This window comes from Parasphingorhabdus sp., from assembly GCF_039939955.1.
Taxonomy (GTDB): domain Bacteria; phylum Pseudomonadota; class Alphaproteobacteria; order Sphingomonadales; family Sphingomonadaceae; genus Parasphingorhabdus.
Window position 1 is genome coordinate 472,212 of the sequence record NZ_JBDVHS010000002.1, and the last position, 15,235, is coordinate 487,446.

At 55.8% G+C, this 15,235-nt stretch carries 13 protein-coding genes; 9 read left to right on the forward strand and 4 right to left on the reverse strand.

The genetic code is table 11. From position 1 onward, the window contains the following. Positions 1-18 precede the first annotated feature (18 nt). The 7 genes from ABJG22_RS02540 (at position 19) to ABJG22_RS02570 (ending at position 7,842) form a co-directional block, all read left to right on the forward strand. Entirely contained in the window at positions 19-3,591 is a 3,573-nt protein-coding gene (locus tag ABJG22_RS02540) for a TonB-dependent receptor (RefSeq protein WP_348018659.1), read from the forward strand. 20 nt (positions 3,592-3,611) lie between these two features. Then, positions 3,612-4,211, forward strand: a complete 600-nt coding sequence (locus ABJG22_RS02545) for a biliverdin-producing heme oxygenase (RefSeq protein WP_348018660.1) — start codon at positions 3,612-3,614, stop codon at positions 4,209-4,211. Then, complete coding sequence (locus ABJG22_RS02550) at positions 4,195-4,662, forward strand: YbaN family protein (RefSeq protein ID WP_348018661.1); 468 nt, start codon at positions 4,195-4,197, stop codon at positions 4,660-4,662. Before ABJG22_RS02545 ends, ABJG22_RS02550 begins: the two co-directional genes overlap by 17 nt. Next, entirely contained in the window at positions 4,662-5,444 is a 783-nt protein-coding gene (locus ABJG22_RS02555) for an energy transducer TonB (RefSeq protein WP_348018662.1), read from the forward strand. Before ABJG22_RS02550 ends, ABJG22_RS02555 begins: the two co-directional genes overlap by 1 nt. A 254-nt stretch (positions 5,445-5,698) precedes the next feature. Then, positions 5,699-6,277, forward strand: a complete 579-nt coding sequence (locus ABJG22_RS02560) for an ureidoglycolate lyase (RefSeq protein ID WP_348018663.1) — start codon at positions 5,699-5,701, stop codon at positions 6,275-6,277. Continuing rightward, on the forward strand, positions 6,270-6,626 hold the full coding sequence (locus tag ABJG22_RS02565) for a hypothetical protein (protein WP_348018664.1): 357 nt from the start codon (positions 6,270-6,272) through the stop codon (positions 6,624-6,626). The genes ABJG22_RS02560 and ABJG22_RS02565 overlap by 8 nt, the downstream gene beginning before the upstream one ends. A gap of 25 nt (positions 6,627-6,651) precedes the next feature. Next, complete coding sequence (locus ABJG22_RS02570) at positions 6,652-7,842, forward strand: class I SAM-dependent methyltransferase (protein ID WP_348018665.1); 1,191 nt, start codon at positions 6,652-6,654, stop codon at positions 7,840-7,842. A 51-nt stretch (positions 7,843-7,893) separates the two neighbouring features. On the opposite strand, the gene ABJG22_RS02575 is transcribed toward ABJG22_RS02570, so the two are convergent. Beyond that, positions 7,894-9,408, reverse strand: coding sequence for an aldehyde dehydrogenase family protein (locus ABJG22_RS02575; protein WP_348018666.1), 1,515 nt, complete (start codon positions 9,406-9,408; stop codon positions 7,894-7,896). A gap of 162 nt (positions 9,409-9,570) precedes the next feature. Here ABJG22_RS02575 and ABJG22_RS02580 point away from each other — a divergent pair, with 162 nt between their 5' ends. Then, positions 9,571-10,962, forward strand: a complete 1,392-nt coding sequence (locus ABJG22_RS02580; protein ID WP_348018667.1) for an MFS transporter — start codon at positions 9,571-9,573, stop codon at positions 10,960-10,962. 27 nt (positions 10,963-10,989) lie between these two features. On the opposite strand, the gene ABJG22_RS02585 is transcribed toward ABJG22_RS02580, so the two are convergent. Continuing rightward, positions 10,990-12,372 carry an MFS transporter gene (locus ABJG22_RS02585; RefSeq protein WP_348018668.1) on the reverse strand — a complete coding sequence of 461 codons (1,383 nt, stop codon included), beginning with the start codon at positions 12,370-12,372 and terminating at the stop codon, positions 10,990-10,992. A gap of 288 nt (positions 12,373-12,660) precedes the next feature. On the opposite strand from ABJG22_RS02585, the gene ABJG22_RS02590 reads away from it, so the two are divergent. After that, on the forward strand, positions 12,661-13,743 hold the full coding sequence (locus tag ABJG22_RS02590) for an LLM class flavin-dependent oxidoreductase (RefSeq protein WP_348018669.1): 1,083 nt from the start codon (positions 12,661-12,663) through the stop codon (positions 13,741-13,743). A gap of 11 nt (positions 13,744-13,754) precedes the next feature. On the opposite strand, the gene ABJG22_RS02595 is transcribed toward ABJG22_RS02590, so the two are convergent. Together ABJG22_RS02595 and ABJG22_RS02600 are read right to left on the reverse strand one after the other, a co-directional pair. After that, positions 13,755-14,138: a hypothetical protein gene (locus ABJG22_RS02595; RefSeq protein WP_348018670.1), complete on the reverse strand. Its 384-nt coding sequence runs from the start codon at positions 14,136-14,138 to the stop codon at positions 13,755-13,757. Then, positions 14,135-15,112, reverse strand: coding sequence for an alpha/beta hydrolase (locus ABJG22_RS02600; protein WP_348018671.1), 978 nt, complete (start codon positions 15,110-15,112; stop codon positions 14,135-14,137). The genes ABJG22_RS02595 and ABJG22_RS02600 overlap by 4 nt, the downstream gene beginning before the upstream one ends. Between the last annotated feature and the right edge of the window lie 123 nt (positions 15,113-15,235).

Here is a 15,235-nt window from a genome sequence, read left to right on the forward strand (position 1 = left end):
TGAAGGGATTTCAGGATAATGATTTCGAATGTTGGCTGCGATAGGCGGATACTGAATGTTGTGCGTCATATGATGTTGGTCGGTACGGCGATGAACCTCGCCATGCCTATGCCTGCAGTGGCCCAAGAGCAGGCCGCTGCTCCGACTGCTACGCAATATGATTTTAGCATCGGCGTCCAACCGTTACGCGGTGCACTTCGCCAAATCATGCAGCAGGGCAATATCCAGGTCGGCTTCGAAGCTGTGGAAGTGGACGGCAAGCGTTCGGCAAGCGTGTCTGGCACCATGGCGGTGAACGAAGCCTTGTCCGCTGTGCTCGCCGGAACCGGTCTTACCTTCCGCAGTCTAACCAATGGCTCGGTGGTCATCGAACCGGCACCGGTCGTCGCCGATGGCACGGTTCAGCTACCCACTTTGAAGGTGGAAGGAACGAGCGGTGCGTCCGGTAGCGGGAAGCATTCCGGACGCGGCAATGACGGCGATGCTGTTGCTTCGCGCGACGCGCCCTATCGCAGCGCCGCCTCGACCGCCCACATCTCCGCCGAGCAGATCCAGCAGAACCGCGGTACATCGCCGGGCGATTTCCTGCGCGGTGTTCCTGGTGTCCTGAACGGCGACAATCGTAACTCCGGTGCGCTGGACGTTAATATTCGCGGGATGCAGGGCATGGACCGCGTGCCGGTGGTAATTGACGGATCGCTGCAGCAATCGACCGTTTATCGCGGCTATTCCGGTGTCGCCGGACGGACCTATCTCGATCCCGATTTGGTCGGCAGTATCTCGATCGAAAAAGGGCCTAGCGCGGCAGCAGACGGCGTCGGCGCCACCGGCGGCGTGGTGCGGGCGAATACGCTGAGCGCCAATGATCTGGTGGCCGAAGACAAGAATTTCGGCATTCGTTTCAAGGCGGGATTGCAGGGCAATAATGTCGATATTCCGGCAGTGGGCACGCTCGGCACCGGCAATGGTTCCGACGAGCGTTATGCCCGGCCCGACATGCTGGACCTGAACGGTTATAATTTCAGTATCGCCACCGCGTATCGCTCGGATGCATTTGATCTCGTCGGCGCCTTTGCGCGCCGCAAGACCGGCAATTATTTCGGAGGCGAACATGGTGAAGTGCCGGCAGGCAGCAGCCGTTACCAGCATGGCGAGGAAGTGCTCAGCAGCTCGCAGGACAATACATCCATATTGTTGCGCAGCGTGATCCGGCCCCACGACGATCTTGCTCTCGACCTGTCCTATATGCGCTACGAAAGCGATTTTGGCGAAATGATGCCGTCGCAGATCGTCCGTTTCGGTGGCGCTTTGCAGGCACCGCTCAGCCGGACCCATGTGAACACCTATACCGGACGCTTGCGCTGGGATCCCGCCGACAACGACCTTGTTGATCTGCATCTCGACAGCTGGGCAACGGATAATTTTACCAGCATCGAAACGCTCTATCGCTTTGACCTACCCAACGGGACCGTGCGCAACGACGATGCGGCTTTTCAAAGCCAATCCAATCGCTGGGGCTTACGGCTCTGGAACGATTCCCGCTTTGATACCGGGATTGGCGCGCTCGCGCTGAGCTATGGCGGTTCCTATACCCGCGAACGGTTGAAGCCGCCGCCCGGATGGGAAGATTATAAGAATAATTCGGGCTATAGTGATTTCGTCGAACCCCGCGACGGCTGGCGCAATGAATATAGCGCCTATCTGTCCGGTGAGCTCAAACCGGCCGATTGGCTCACGCTCAATGCAGCGATGCGCTACACAAAGGTGAAATCGCACGACAATAATCTGGTCGACGTGTCTATCGGATCTGCTGGCGAGCGGGACAGCGTGATCGGCTATAATGACGAGAATAACAGCGGCTTCTCGCCCATCGCTTCGGTCATCGTGGAGCCGCTGCCAGGATTGCAGTTTTTCGCCCGCTATGCCGAAGCGATACGCGCGCCGAGCTTGTTTGAATCGACGACCGGTTTCTCTTTCTACCCCGATCCGGACAATCGCGCGCGGGCCGAGCGGTCGCGCAACAGCGAGATCGGCCTGAACTACCAGACGGATTCGCTGATTGTCTCCGACGATGTCCTGCAGGCGCGGATCAGCTATTATTCCAACCATGTGGACGACTATCTGACACGCGGTAGCAGCGATGGTCTCACGTCGGTGATCAATATCGACAGCGCCGAGTTTCAGGGTGCGGAGCTTTCGCTGCGCTATGACACGGGCGGCGTCTATGCCGAACTGGCCGGTTCTGTTCTGACTTATGAAGAGTTCTGCACCCAGGCAGGTGCTTGCCGCGAAGGTGGAACCGCCAACAGCTATATTCCCTCCCATCTTCCGCCCAAGAACAGCCTTTCGGCGACGCTGGGCGCGCGGCTGTTCGATGAGCGGCTGCACGTCGGCGGGCGCTATACCCATATGGGGGATCGCGGCAACACGATCTACACATTCGGCGGATCGACAACGGTTGTCGATTGGGAACCCTATGATGTGTTCGATCTGTTCGGGGATTTTCGGATCGATGACCGGATGAGCGTGGAATTCGGAATCGATAATATTACCGACCGCTATTATATGGACGCGCTGACATTGGGCCTCATGCCTTCGCCAGGCCGGACCTTCCGGCTCGGCTTTACCGGGGCGTTTGGCGGCCCGGCCAAAGCGGAATCCGACAGCCAGCGCCAGCGTGCGATGGAATCCTATCTGCTCGGAAAAACAGCGGCCGGCTCGTTTGACGGCGACTGGAGTGGCTTCTATCTCGGCGCGTCCGCAGGCTATGCCGATATTTCCAGAAAAGGCACGACCACCGACGGCGCGGGCATTGAAGATGCCGTGGCCGCCACCGAAAGCGCCGATCTGAGCCATGGCGACATGCAATGGGGCGCGTTCGCGGGCTATAATTTCAATCTTGGTGGCAATTGGGTGGCCGGTGTCGAGGCCGATTTCGCCCTGATGCAGGGCAATGCCATGCGCTATGCGCTCTCGGAAGAAATCCAGACCGCCGCGAACGAATTATATGAGCTTGCCATCGATCAGGAAGCGCAGGCATCCATGGCCTATGATTCAAAGTGGATGGCTACAGCGCGCGGACGGATCGGCTATGCAACCGGCCGGGCCCTATTTTACGGAACCGGTGGTCTCGCCTTCCTGAAAGAGGAACAGACCCGCGGCCAGTATATTGACACCTATTCGGTGAGCAACCTGTCCCAAGCCAATCCCTACGGCTATCTGACCGAGCTCTCCTTTACCGAAACGGACAGCAAGACGCGGACTGGCTGGACACTCGGCGGCGGTGCGGAAATTGCTCTCGGCAAGAATATCGCGCTGCGCGGCGAGTATAGCTACGCAAGATTCGGGCAGAAGGATTTTCTGTTTGAAGAGGCCCGGTCCGGTGTGGGCAAGTCCTTCAGCTATGACGAGATTGTCGGATTTGGTCCCCCCATCATCTACGATATTCCGGGAATCGGGATCATCGAAATCCCGAACCCGATCTACGAACAAGTCACGCAGGTCGGCACCTCCGATGTCGAAAATGGCCGCCGGGCAGCCAGCAAGGCCGACGTTCATGCGCTGAAAATCGGCCTTTCCTTCCGCTTCTGACCCTTTCGGAGACATTGATAATGATTGAGACGATCGACATGGTTGAGGCATCACGGGCTAAAAGACTGAAGGCTTTGACGCACGAGGTGCATGACAAGCTGGACAAGTCCGTGATGGAAGCATCCAGTTTTGACGATTTGCAAGGCTATGGCCGTTTCGCGCAAATGCAATGGGCGTTCCACCGCGACATTGATGCGCTATATGATAACGAGCGGCTGCAGGCAGTCCTGCCCGGACTGCAGGATAGGCGCCGACTGGCGCTGATCGGGTTGGATCTCGTGGACCTCGGGCTTGCTCCGCCCGTAGTGGAGAGCCGCCCCATTTTTGCAACGAAAGAGGTGGTCAGCCTTCCCGCAGCGCTAGGTTGGCTCTATGTAGCAGAAGGTTCAAACATGGGTGCAGCTTTGCTCCGTAAACAAGCTGCAAAATTGGGCCTTTCGGATATTCATGGCGCACGGCATCTAGCACCCACCGCCGCTGGTCCAGCGGCGCATTGGCGGGATTTTACCGCTGCGCTTGATGCCCCGTGCTTCACTGATGAGGAGGAACGCTCGGTGGTGCGCGGTGCGCGGTCTGCTTTCGCCCGCGTTCAGGATTTGGCCTATGCCTGCCTTGGCTGAGAACACACCCACCTCAGCCGGTAAAGGGAACCTACGGAAGCGTGGGGCGGTAGCCCGAACCTTATGGCCCATAATGGGCTTGCTATTGGTGGGTGTGGGATTTTTAGGTGCCTTTCTGCCACTATTGCCGACCACCGTTTTCTTGATCCTAGCGTCGGCCTGTTTTGCTCGTTCATCGCCCAGGCTGGAATCTTGGCTTCTCAGCCATCCGCGTTTTGGTCCCGGTTTGCGGGCATGGCGACAAGAGCGCGCGATCTCCCGCAAAGCGCGTATTGCGGCATGGTCGGGCATGGCCGTGGGCTTTGGATTGTTCCTATTGGGCGCGCAGCCTAGGCCGCTTGTCGCCGTCGGTGTCGCCGTTGCCTTGCTGCTGTGCGCGCTCTGGATCGCTAGTCGGCCACTTCCCAGTCGCTCACTGTCCAGCGGCGCAGCGCCGAGTGTCCGGGAATAATGAAATATATGCGCTTGCTGGACATAGGGCGGGAAGCAGCTGTGCCGGCCGCGAGTTTCGCCTCGGACCGGTCAGAAGCTATAGAGTCCAGCACGAACCATGAGCGCGGCCAATATAGCAGCACGTCCCCTGCCAACCGTTCGGTGGCTTTAACGCTGACGCTGGCGTTTCATGCGCTTTTCTTGGGCGGCTTTCTCATTCAATGGGGTGTCACCTATGTGAAGCGTGAAACCCCATCATTGGCAGTGTTTAATGTTGCTCCGCCGGCCGCTCCATCGGAACCAATCACCGAAGTGCCCCCCGGACCCAAGCAGGTGGAGAAGGAAACACCAAAGCCCGAACCGGTCGAGCGGGATATCGAACCACCTGAAATTCAGCTGGTCAGCGATAATCCGGTCGCAATGCGTCAACGGATCCCGGATCCCGGCCCGCCGGTTGAGAAGACCACCGCGCCAGAAACTAGCCCCCTCCCGCCAGCTTCGCAGCACAGCAATGTAGAAGCAAGTTGGGAGGCCCAGTTGCTTGCGCATCTTGAGAGATTCCGGCGCTATCCGGCAAGCGCAAAGGCCCGCCGCGAACAGGGCATAGCCTATATACGGTTTACGATGGACAAGCAGGGGCAGCTGATAAGCGCGCAGCTTGCCAGGTCTTCTGGCTCGCGACGCTTGGATAAGGCTGCGTTAGCAACCATAAAACGCGCGGCGCCTTTTCCTAAGCCACCGCAAGACCTGCCTGGAATTTCGTTGGAGCTTACCGTTCCGATCGAGTTTTTTATGCGATGATGACATCGGTAGTCCGCTAACGCTGTGCGTCCCGCAGCCCCGTCATTATTTTCGGGTGACAGATGCTTGTTTATCCGGTGAGCGGACAAGGCGGGCTGGGCGGGCTGTATCAAGCCAAATCATGGCCTAACTATCCAGAATATTGTAGATTTTGAGAATTTCGCTATTTCTAAAGAGCAACCCAATGCATGGAACCCGACCGCGAGATGGCTGCACTGGACGGATGTGCTGCGGCAAATGTTTGGAATGAAAAAATGAGTAACCATAAAGCTATCCACCTGCCCCTGATCAAAGCCAGCGCTGAAGCATTGGCGCCGTTCGGGCAGATTATCGGTAGCGCCAGTGGCGTGAAACCGGTTGCGGTCGACTTTTATAAGGGCGCGGTTGCAATGTCCTACCCGGTTAAGTTTGAATGCGAGCATCCGGTTGAAGTGTCGCTTGCCAATCTTGACAGACGGCCAGGCGAAGTGCGCTATATGGAGCGGCATTTTCAGCATACGCAGGCGTTTATTCCGCTCGGTGGAAAGCCGTTTGTGGCGGTTATGGCCCCACCGAATGATGGCGAATTGCCAGACCTTTCGTCCGTTCAGGCATTTTTGTTTGACGGATCTGCCGGTTTCCAGCTGCATCTGGGCACCTGGCATGAATTTCCCTTTGCGCTTGAATCCCAAACAGAGATGATAGTTCTGCTTTCTAGCCAAACCGGCTATGACCTGAAAGCCAAGGACGCTGTGACCGAGGAAGCCTTCGGTCCCGATCTGGACAAGAAGGATATTGCGGCGCGCACGGGCACATTATTCCAATTTGATTTGACGGAGCATAGTCATGGTTGAACGCAAAAATCAGGAACGCACAAGTCGCTCCAAAGGCAGTCAGCCTATCGTTTTCGAGGACGAAAGGCAGGATGCACTGGCCGGGATGGTCTTGTCGCTTTTGGGCGAAGTCATGGTTCTCAAGGACCGGCTTGATGCAAATGAACGGATGTTGCAGGCAGCGGGTCTGCATGGTCCAGAGGACGTAGACCGGTTTACGCCCGATATGGCCGTGAATCAGCATCGTGGCGCGTATCGGCAAGCGATCTATGACCGTGTTCTCGGTTCGGCCCTTGAACGGTTGTTGCCAGAATCGCTGACCGAGCAATCGGCTTATGACGGCGTTTTGAACGAAGTGGCGTCCGACTAAAATTTGGTCTGAAAGGAAATACCCAATGCAGAAGCAGCTAAACCACAGCCATTTTGGCCATGCGATCATGCCGCAGGCGACGCATGATGAACAGGCAATGGAAGACCATTTTCTGGCGATGCGGGCTTGGACCAATCGCAATGTCGATCCGCTTGACCGGCGTTTGCTCGACGAAGTCATCGTGCCGGAAGCAGAAGCGGAAACCGGGAATAAACCGACCAGCAGCGCGCATGTTCGCAAACCGTTGGAAGCGCACCCGCTGCATCAATATTGGCTCACGCTTTCGCTCCATTATCAGGACCGTATCTGGCGTTCGATCGATGGTTCTATCGACCGTCAATATGACGACCTGGCGGAAAAAGTGGAACAGCATAGCAAGGCGCCTAAGGGCAGTCTGACACTGGATCCCGATCTCGAGATTCCGCGCTATATCGGTGCGCTCGATCATCACCGGATGCCAGGTAGCTATACAGTCGACACAGCAGAAGACGATTTTCGGGCTGGCGCTCTCTACGACCGTTTCTCATCCACCTATTTGCGGAACATGAATGGTGGTTGGAAAAATGATGGGCGCGGCCATACTCTGGCGAGCCATGTGAAGGATTTCTATCCCGATTTTCAACCCAAACGCATTCTAGACCTTGGCTGTTCGATCGGACAGAGCACCACGGCTATTGCCAATGCCTATCCCGACGCGGAAATCCAGGCGATTGATTTGGGCGCGCCGATGTTGCGCTACGGCCATGCCCGAGCCGAATCCATGGGCGTCCCGATCCATTTCAGTCAACAGAATGCGGAATGCACCAATTTTGAAGACGGTAGTTTTGATATGGTGACATCATCTGCGATGTTCCATGAAACTTCGGCCAAAGGCATGCGGGCCATCATGCGCGAATGTCATCGCTTGCTCCGTCCCGGCGGGATCATGTGCCACGTCGAAGTGCCGCCACGGCACGAGCATCTATCGCTCTGGGATCAAATGCGGTGCGATTTTGAATCGCATTATAATAATGAGCCTTTCATGACATCCCTGGCTCGCACCGATTGGGTCGAAGTAGCAGAAAAGGCAGGCTTTGAACGCGACAAGGTCTTGGTGGGCTATCGTAAGGGCGTGCCGGAACTAAAGGTCGACCGTGATGACTTTTTCACGGAAGGACATCCCGAAGGCCGCACCATGCTGGGTAGCTGGTACGCCTGTTCCGCTATCAAGGATTAAGAACGACTGGATGGAAGCGCAGCAGACAATCTGCGCGCTTCCATCTGGAAATTAGAGTCGAACCGTAACCGCTTTGGTTTCAAGAAAGAGCTCTAACCCTTCACGGCCAAACTCGCGGCCCCAACCCGATTGCCGGTAACCCCCAAAGGGAATATTGGGGCCGACCGCGCCATGGCAATTCACCGATACATGGCCGGACCGGATGCGGCGCGCCATCTTGTGGGCAAGGGACAGATCGCGTGTCCAAACGCTGCCGGATAGGCCGTAAATACTGTCATTTGCCTGCCGAGCTACTTCCTCCAGATCATCCGCTTTGAACCGCTGGACGGCAATCACCGGTCCGAAAATTTCTTCTCTCACAATTTTCATATCGGGCGTGGTGTCCGTGAATATCGTCGGGCTCAGGAAATTTCCCGGTCCATCGATCTTGTCGCCACCCACTGCCAAGGTTGCACCTTCGGCAAGACCTGCTTCGATATAGGCAAAGACCCGCTCCCGGTGTTTCGCGGTGATGAGGGGCCCAATCTGTGTTTCCGGATCCAGCCCGTTACCGATCTTGAGCGTTTTCACATGCGCTACCAGCCGCTCAATCACTTCGTCATGTATGCTGTCTTCCAAAAAGATGCGCGTACCGGCCATGCAATTCTGCCCTTGCAAAAAGAAACCGGCCTGCGCGATGCCCGGCACCACCAGATCGATGTCGGCATCGGCGAACACAACTACAGGCGACTTGCCGCCCAGTTCCAGCGAAACTTTTTTGAAATTGCCGGTTGCGGCACGCGCGATTTCTCCGCCGACGGCTGTTGAACCAGTGAAGGCAATCTTGTCGACATCGTCGTGGGCGGCCAATGCTGCACCGGCGGTGTGGCCCAGTCCGGGAATGATATTTACGACGCCCGGCGGGATGCCTGCTTCTTCCAGAAGATGCCCGAGATACAGGGTCGCGAGGGGCGTATCCTCGGCTGGTTTCAACACCACCGTGCAGCCTGCAGCCAAGGCCGGACCCAGTTTCAGCGCCGCCATGGATAGCGGTACATTCCATGGAAGCACCATGCCAACCACGCCGACCGGTTCTTTCAGCGTGTAGGTAAAGGCCTCCGCTTCGGCCAAAATCATGGAAGGCGGTGTCGTCGTCGTGCCTTCAATTCTTTCAGCCCAGCCGGCATAATAGTTGAACAGGCTGCTCGTATTTCCGACGATCATGCGTGCCAGCATGATGGGCATGCCGTTATCGACCGTATCCAGCTCGGCAAGCGTTTCGCTATGCTCTTCGACAATGCGCGCAAGTTTCCGCAATATTTCGGCGCGGTCGAAGCCGCATTTGGTGCTCCACTCACCTTCAAAGGCCCGTCTTGCCGCAGTGACGGCAATGTCGACATCGGCCGCACCGCCACAGGCGACTGTCGCCAGCGGCTTTCCGGTCGCAGGATCGACGACGTCCAGTGTCGCGCCATCCTGCGCTTTTTGCCATTTGCCATCAATCAGCAACTCATGGTTTGCCTCAAGAAATTTCAGGGTTTTTGCTTGGGGGGACGGCGCAGCCATGGGGTTTATATTGACGCTCATTATATACAGTACCTCAGTGAATAATTCTGGATTACCATAGAAGCGGTCGAAAACGAACGGGCCAATCCATCCATCCATCTGGCCACCTAGCGGATAACGGAACATAGCGTATGCGCGGATCAATTGGGATGAGGGAAGAGACTTGTTTACCCAGGAGGCTTAATGGCTGAATCAATTGCACCAGCAGACGCGCCGGTATCGCAAGGAGTGATGCTCAAATATGGTGTCGGCCAACTGGGTGCGCAGATTTTCCGCGATACGCCCGCCGTACTGCTTCCGATTTTCATGATCACCATGCTGGGCATACCTGCCTGGCTTGCCGGTTTGGCGATCATGGTTCCCAAACTCTGGGTTATCATTTTCGATCCTTTGGTTGGTTCTTTTTCTGACCGTATTGAATCCCGGTTTGGCCGCTCGCCGATGCTCGCTTTGGGTGCGGTCGCTTCTTCGCTGGGCTTCTTTGCGCTCTTCACCGTTTCAGATTTTGGTTCGCCCTGGCTTGCCGCAGCGATCGTATCTTTGACCTTTCTGCTTGCACAAACCGGTTTCAGTGCCTTTTCCGTACCCTATCTGGCGCTGGCTGGTGAGCTATCCAAGGACACACATGAACGGACCAAAATTCTGGTCTACCGCATGATCTTCACGATGATTGGTTTGATCATTGGCATCGGAGCCGCGCAACCGTTGACCGAATGGTTTGGCGGTGGCCGGATCGGTTGGATGGCAATGGGCGGTGTGCTGGGAATGATATGCGCTTTCACCATGTTGACGACAGCACTCAGTCTATGGAGTTTCCGCGCGGATCGGGTGGCCGAAGAGCAGGTTGGCCTGATGGCACAATTGAAGCGTGCTTGGCGAAACAAGCCATTTGTGTTGATAAACCTGACGAATTTCTTCCAGAATATCGGTTCGGCTTGCTCCTTTTCGGTCGTCGGCCTGATATTCATTTATTCGATCGGGAACATTTCTCTGCTGTGGCCGTTCATGCTCGCCATGACTGCGGGTTCTCTCCTCAGCCAGCCGGTCTGGCTGGCCACGTCAAAACGTTTTGGTAAATTGCCGATGTTTGTTCTGGCCTGCATTGCTTGGTGCTTGGTGACATTGAGTTGGCTGGCTTTGGGAAAATTTGGAGACATGAGTTGGGCCATGCCGTTCTTCGGAGAGATCCGTGTAGAAGTCATTCTTGTCATGGTGCGGGCCGTATTAATCGGTGTTTTTAACTCCGGTTTCGTCTTGCTAGCCATTTCACTCTTCACCGATACATTGAGCTACGGGGTTAAACCTGGGCAGGCACCGCAGGAAGGCAGCCTTTCTGGCGTCTGGTCCGCTTGCGAGAAATTGGCCTTTGCGATCGGCCCCTTGATCAGCGGCGCGGTCCTGTCGATATTCGGCTTTGTTTCATCGACCGGTGGAGCGATTGCGCAGACAGACGTTGCGATCAACGGTGTGATCCTTTGCTACTCGGCTATTCCGGCAGCAATTGTCCTGCTGAGCCTGTTCTGCCTGCGCCGCTATGGGAAGTTCATGCAGGAAGAGCCCGCTGCCGCCGCTTAAGCTGGCTCAGACCCTCCGTCTTGCCGGTTATTCGCGCGGCGCATTGCTATCCGGATATCGCCCGCCAATCTTGTAGAAGCTGATGCAGATAGCGTTGCAGGCAAAGAAGATGACCGGCAATATCGTGAAGCAGAAGTAGAGGGCGAAAACAGCAGAATCCGGCTGCTGAACGATCTCACCGCCCTTTGTCGGCAGATAGTTGGCGAAGCTGAGATAGGCTCCGACAGCAGCAACACCGAGCGCGAATGTGGTCTTTTCGATAATCGCGATGACACTGGAGAGCAGCCCTTCGCGGCGTAGCCCTGTGACTTCGCGATCATGCGCCAGACTGTCGACAAACATAGAGATAGACAACAGGATCATGCCGCCCGATCCGATCCCGCTGATCAGACCACGCCAGATGATGCCCCAGGTGGTGATGGAGCTGTCGGTCGTTAGCCAGCTAAGCGAACCGATCGCCATCAGAAATAGGCCGATGATATAGGCGTTGCGCTTGCCCATTCGTCTTTCCATCCAAAGCCAGAGCGGCATCGACAAAGCGGTCGAGATATTTTGTGCCAAGGCCAGTTGCACTTGCCCGCTATAGCCAATGAGCAACACGTTTAAGTGGAACAGCAGGCCTGTTGTCGCGAGGCTGGCGAAGGCAAGAAACTGGAATATTTTGGCAGCAATGATCGCGACAAAGGGTTTGTTGCGTAATATCTGCTTGACCGTTTCCCAACTCAATGCGGGTTCTGGTTCCTTCGATGCCTCGATATGGGGCGCGCTGCCGGTTCCGAAGAAGGATGCCAGCATAGCGGAGCCAATGACCAGAGCCATCACCCAGCCCATCAGCATATAGCCATTGGCATCGGCACCGCCCCAGGAAATCAGGGCCGCAGTTCCGGCCATAGCAAGCACTTGGCCGATGGATACGAACAGGGTCCGAAACGATAGCAATCGGGATCGCTGATATTTCGACCCGGTCATTTCGGATGGCATGGCCATATAGGGCACGTTGAACAGTGAATAGCCGGTCGAATAGAGGATCAATGCCAGGAACATATAGAGCGAGATATGTTCGTCGGCCAAGGACGGCGGAGAAAAAATCGCGAAAAAGGAGAGCGCTGAAACCAATGCGCCGGCCAGCAGATAAGGCCGGCGACGGCCCCATTTTGTGCGGGTCTTGTCGCTCATCGAACCGATTACGAAATCGGCTATCGCATCATAGAGCTTTGATGCCATCAACAGATAGCCCGCGACCTCCGCATCCTTGCCGAGTACCGTGGACATGAAGGCCGGGAAATAGGTGGTGACGCCATTGAGCATGATCGACACGCCGACGGTGCCAACCCCGAACCCAAGGCATACGCTTAGAGGTAGTTTTGGATCGGATGTACCGTCCGGATTGATATGTTGTGGTTTGCTCATTCTAGAAACCGCGCCAGAAAATGCGTGTCTGTCTGCTCATGGTTCTAAAGAACTGGAGATATTTTCCGCGTACATCGTCGATCATTGGGTTCGCCTATCTATAAGCCGATTGTTTACAGGCCGTATCGAGCCTCTCTGACTCTCGGACATATTTGGTCGCAGAACGGATAAAGGCGCGTGCCGATGCAGATTCAGGATCAAGCTTCACCTGTCGGATAAGCGGACCACGGCTGCTATCTAGCTACTCCGGCAGCACTACTATTTCTCCCACATCAAGGGAGATTACCAATGCCAGTCGAAATCAACGGGTTGCTGAACCACAATATTTCCAGCGAGACCCATCCCCTTCCTTTCACGCAATTTGATCGCGATGGCGTTATACGGATGGCCAAACTGCACGATGACTGGGGCTATGATAAAGTGTTGCTAGCCAATGCAGCGGTGATGCCGGACAATATCAGTCTTGCCGGCTTTGTTGCCGCCGCTACGGAGCGGCTGGGCGTCATGCTCGCGCACAGACCTGGCTTCATTCCGCCGACGATGGCGGCGCGCATGCTGGCGACAATCGATCAATTGATGCCGGGACGGATTGGTGTTCATATCATTACCGCGGCCAGTGACGAGGAAGTCAAAGCCGACGGCGACTATGTCTCCAAGGTCGAACGCTATGACCGCGCCAGAGAATATATCGGGATATTGCGCGAAATGTGGAGCAATCCTCAGCCGTTCAATCATGATGAAAAATGGTTTCGTTTCGATGGCGGTTTTGCAGCCGTAAAGCCGACGCGGTCCGATATCCCGATCTATTTCGGCGGCATGTCACCCGCAGCGCTTGATGTTGCCGGAGAATGTGCGGATGTTTTCGCGACGCTCAGCGATACCGTCGAAGGGATGACCGAAGTCGTCAACAAGGTGCGCGCCAATGCAAAGCTTCACAATCGTGACCCGCGCTTCTTGATGTCGATCCGTATTGTCATCGCCGACACGGAAGAAGCGGCGTGGCAGCGCGCTGATGAACTGCGTGACACAATCGCCGGCAACCTTGGCGATCTAGACGTGAACACGGCTGCGGCAAAAGCGTCTGGTTTCCGGCGTACAGAAGAGATTGCCAAGCGCGGTGACCGGTTGGAAAAATGCTTCTGGAACGGCATCAACCAATTGCGCGGTGGCCAAAGCAATTCCGGTGCTTTGGTGGGCACAGCTGAACAGCTGAGTGATGCGCTCATGGATTATTATGACGCAGGGGTTTCGGCTTTCATTCTCCGGGGTTTTGATCCGGTAGATGATGTCATTGCTATCGGCCGTGATCTGATCCCGTTGCTACGCGCAAAAGTTGCCGCGCGCGACGAGGAGAATGCAATCTCCGTTTGAAGAAATGCGGATTAGGCCCGTTTCAGTTCAATCTGCATGATTACATAGCGGCCGTTGTAGTTGCAGGATGTGCCTTGGGCAGTTTGTCCGTCGGGCGCAAACGTCAGTTGTGACAGACCGAAAAAATCATGATCCTGTGTCGCTTCATGGTCCGGGTCGGCTTCATAGCCATAGCGCAGCTGGATTTCTCCGTTCGGCTGGATGACCAGCTTTTCAGCATAGCTGATAGAGCGTGACGATTTGATGCCCGATGTTTCCATTACAACCTTCGCGTGCCCGGTTTCTGTACCGGTTTCGGCGTCGATCTGCATGTCGGCGTCCCACTCGTACATCGTTGAACCATCGGGTGCGAGCGCGATACCATGCATCGCCCAACTGCCTGAAATGTTGGTCATTGGCCTGTCTCATTCGCATGAACTTTCGCCAAAAATGTTTTGAGGTCGGCCCCTGTTTCGACGTTATTTTCGAGCATAGGATAGTGGCCTGTATCGGGGTAGTGGACCAGCGTGACGTCGGTACCAGCAAATTGTTTCACCGCATCTGTCGCCATATCGATCGGCAGCACCGGATCACGGTCTCCCCATTGCAGCAGGATCGGCGCTTGCACCTTGGCGGCGTAATCGCCTGCGCCCGTGGCCCATACGGCCTTTTTATTGGCTTCGTAATAAGCCCGCACACGGGCATAGCCGCCCGGTATTGTGTTGGTCTTATAATACCAATCCACCACTTCAGGCGTTAGCCGTTCCGGCTTGCCGTAAAGCTCGGACATGGTCTGTCTATAATAGAGACGAGAGTTATAATTGGGGATGAGGTTCTGGTGAACCCAGATCAATCCCCATGTTAGCTGGCTGAAGTCGGTCGGTGGTGGTGCTTTGAGCGGCAGGGCCGAAAGCGCCAAGGCGCGAACCTTCTCCGGATGGGCAGATGCGTAGAGCACGGAAACCGTGGCCCCGCTGGAACTGCCTACCAGTGTGAATGTCTCCAGTTGTTTCTGGGCAACGACGGCTTCCAACAATTGTACTGCTCCGGGCATTCCCGTGGGGGGATTGGGATCGATGGTGAGACCATAAGGCGCCCAGTCAAACCGAATGACCCGATAGTCTTTTTTCAGCAGGTCGGCCCAGTCGTCCCACTGGCGCAAATTCGCCATGGACGAATGGAGCATGATGATGACCGGACCTTCGCCTTCATCGCGGATATGGACCGAAGCATCGCCAACCTGGATAAATTCAGACGGTGGTGTCGCATATTCGGCCTTCACTTGTTCATAGCTCGGATTCCACCAGCCCAAGCGCATGGTACCCAGAATAATGGCCGCCCCGAGAATAAGGATGAGAATGAGGCTGCCAGCCCATTTGAAAAACCGCATGGATATACTCCGTCAAATAAGAACCTGGAAATCTATGGATCATGTAGTGGGATGCGCCATGATACTCATTCTTGTCCGGCTAGCGGATAGTCATATCTGACCTGTGGTATAGCGGCTCAAAAA

Excerpts from the sequence above, each read along its gene's own strand:
- ABJG22_RS02575 (WP_348018666.1), bottom strand. The coding sequence starts at position 9,408 with ATGAGCGTCAATATAAACCCCATGGCTGCGCCGTCCCCCCAAGCAAAA.
- ABJG22_RS02540 (WP_348018659.1), top strand. The coding sequence starts at position 19 with ATGATTTCGAATGTTGGCTGCGATAGGCGGATACTGAATGTTGTGCGT.
- ABJG22_RS02595 (WP_348018670.1), bottom strand. The coding sequence starts at position 14,138 with ATGACCAACATTTCAGGCAGTTGGGCGATGCATGGTATCGCGCTCGCA.
- ABJG22_RS02590 (WP_348018669.1), top strand. The coding sequence starts at position 12,661 with ATGCCAGTCGAAATCAACGGGTTGCTGAACCACAATATTTCCAGCGAG.
- ABJG22_RS02560 (WP_348018663.1), top strand. The coding sequence starts at position 5,699 with ATGAGTAACCATAAAGCTATCCACCTGCCCCTGATCAAAGCCAGCGCT.
- ABJG22_RS02580 (WP_348018667.1), top strand. The coding sequence starts at position 9,571 with ATGGCTGAATCAATTGCACCAGCAGACGCGCCGGTATCGCAAGGAGTG.
- ABJG22_RS02565 (WP_348018664.1), top strand. The coding sequence starts at position 6,270 with ATGGTTGAACGCAAAAATCAGGAACGCACAAGTCGCTCCAAAGGCAGT.
- ABJG22_RS02570 (WP_348018665.1), top strand. The coding sequence starts at position 6,652 with ATGCAGAAGCAGCTAAACCACAGCCATTTTGGCCATGCGATCATGCCG.
- ABJG22_RS02550 (WP_348018661.1), top strand. The coding sequence starts at position 4,195 with ATGCCTGCCTTGGCTGAGAACACACCCACCTCAGCCGGTAAAGGGAAC.
- ABJG22_RS02600 (WP_348018671.1), bottom strand. The coding sequence starts at position 15,112 with ATGCGGTTTTTCAAATGGGCTGGCAGCCTCATTCTCATCCTTATTCTC.
- ABJG22_RS02555 (WP_348018662.1), top strand. The coding sequence starts at position 4,662 with ATGAAATATATGCGCTTGCTGGACATAGGGCGGGAAGCAGCTGTGCCG.
- ABJG22_RS02585 (WP_348018668.1), bottom strand. The coding sequence starts at position 12,372 with ATGAGCAAACCACAACATATCAATCCGGACGGTACATCCGATCCAAAA.
- ABJG22_RS02545 (WP_348018660.1), top strand. The coding sequence starts at position 3,612 with ATGATTGAGACGATCGACATGGTTGAGGCATCACGGGCTAAAAGACTG.